We start from the raw sequence: 1,821 nt of genomic DNA, 5'->3' as shown, positions 1-1,821 counted from the left end.
TCGTCCAGCAGCCAGCATAGCGCCTCCCGCCATCAAACCCCCCACAGTCATCGGTTCGGGAACCGCCTCAGCTTTTATCGTTCCCACAGAATTGCCTTTAATAAATACAGCAGAATCATAGTTGCCATCGCCCACATCTTTAATGCGGATGCTGAGAACATTCGTCTGATTTTTCTGGAGCAAACCCTCAAAACCTAAAACTTTAGTAAAACCGTCCAGCTTAATGATGTCAGCAGCAATACCTGTGAAACTTGGGTTGTTAATATAGTCTGGGTGATCTGTAGAGCGATCGTCTGCATTGGGAGTAAGATTATTAATCGTCACTATTTTTCCGTCGCTCAATTTTGCCAAATTAGTGCCGTTCAGCAGCAGTTCAACACTGTCATTAAATTGACTACCGCCGTACTCAAGAAACTCCTCTGAACCAAATACATATTCAAAGAACAACTTTTCAGCCGAAGAGTCAGCAAAAAAGCTGAGGTTTAGCTGAGCCAAATCCCCCGCTTCACCCGAGGGATCAAAGTCCCTGCTTAAATCGTTGCCGCTGGTAGATACCAAATTCGAACCCGGTATATCGGTGACTTTACCAGTGCTCAGGACAACACCTGATGTCAAACCGAAGGGGTCATTAGTGAAAATACCAAAAGCCTCTTCATCACCCGTAATTGAAACAGAGAAATCACTCAAGCCTGCTGTATTAGTTCCCAACAAATTATTTTTTAAAGTCTCAATGTTATTAGTTGCCCCTACCGAAAATGCGATTGCTGGCGCTGCCAACAAGCTCATAGCAGTAGTTAATGTAGCAGTTAAAGCAGCAATTTTGTGAGTAATTCTCATGATTTTTTATTTAAAAATACAAGCCTAATTTCCTTCAGACAAGTCATTCTTACCTTATATAACAATCACTGTCAACTGCATTTAATAAAACTTTACATTTAAGTAAATTTACGCTTTTTGTGTGAAGTTTTTTGGTAATTATTGGCAGTTAATCTGCCAATAAACCTCACCGCAAAAATACGGATGCAAAAATACCCGTACACAGGCTAATAATTTCAGGACTTACGCACTGGAGACCAAAGCAACCGGGTTTTGATACCGTTGGCGATCGCCAACATGACTAATGACTAATGACTAATGACTAACAACTGATGACATAGGACCCCGCCCAAAAACCGATTCAAGCCCCCGACTCCTGTTGTGGAGAGATCAAAATTTTAGACTCTTGTTCAAGCTCCCAGATTCATCTGTGGAGTAAATCTAAAATCATCGAGTCGTGGTAGCCGGAATTGGCTTTTTAGGACAGGAATTATCTTTCCCGGCTTTCTGTGTAGTAGTGATTGCTGGAGTTTTACTTCCATCATTGGTGCATTACAACTTAAGCAGGATAAACGCTTACAAGAGGAAACTTTATGATAATTAATGAAAATGGCGAGCGGTGGATTACCGTTAATTGGTAATATGTTAGGCAAGACTTTGAATCGGAGCGATAATTTCCAGGATTCTGAAAATGCTGGGCACTAAATTCCTTACTATGAACCCATAGCGGTGACGATCGCGATCGCACAAACGGAGTTTTTTTACCCGGTTCAAGGACTGCAACGAAGTCTTTTGGTTCCTCAAACCCCGTTTCTGCCTCGAACACGGTTAATCGAGCTTCATATTACAGCAACCGCCAAAACGGTTCCTCTTTTTTCCATCGGACGACTTCCATCGGACTTCCGTTATTAATTACTTGCGGCGTGAGCGCAACTTTCGTCCAGCAGCCAGCATAGCGCCTCCCGCCATCAAACCCCCCACAGTCATCGGTTCGGGAACCGCCTC

The 1,821-nt window shown here is 43.1% G+C and carries 2 protein-coding genes; both read right to left on the bottom strand.

The window, feature by feature from the left end; all coding sequences use genetic code 11:
• Nucleotides 1–837 (bottom strand): choice-of-anchor L family PEP-CTERM protein (locus QUB61_RS39235; RefSeq protein ID WP_333190462.1); only part of this gene is annotated, 837 nt, incomplete at its 3' end.
• Between the two features lie 891 nt (nt 838–1,728).
• On the bottom strand, nt 1,729–1,821 hold a 93-nt coding region (locus QUB61_RS39230; RefSeq protein WP_333190464.1), incomplete at its 5' end, for a PEP-CTERM sorting domain-containing protein.

Source organism: Microcoleus sp. C2D2, from assembly GCF_036702495.1.
Classification (GTDB): domain Bacteria; phylum Cyanobacteriota; class Cyanobacteriia; order Cyanobacteriales; family Microcoleaceae; genus Microcoleus.
The sequence above is the reverse complement of the archived record's forward strand: the minus strand, read 5'-3'. Positions and strand labels throughout refer to the sequence as shown.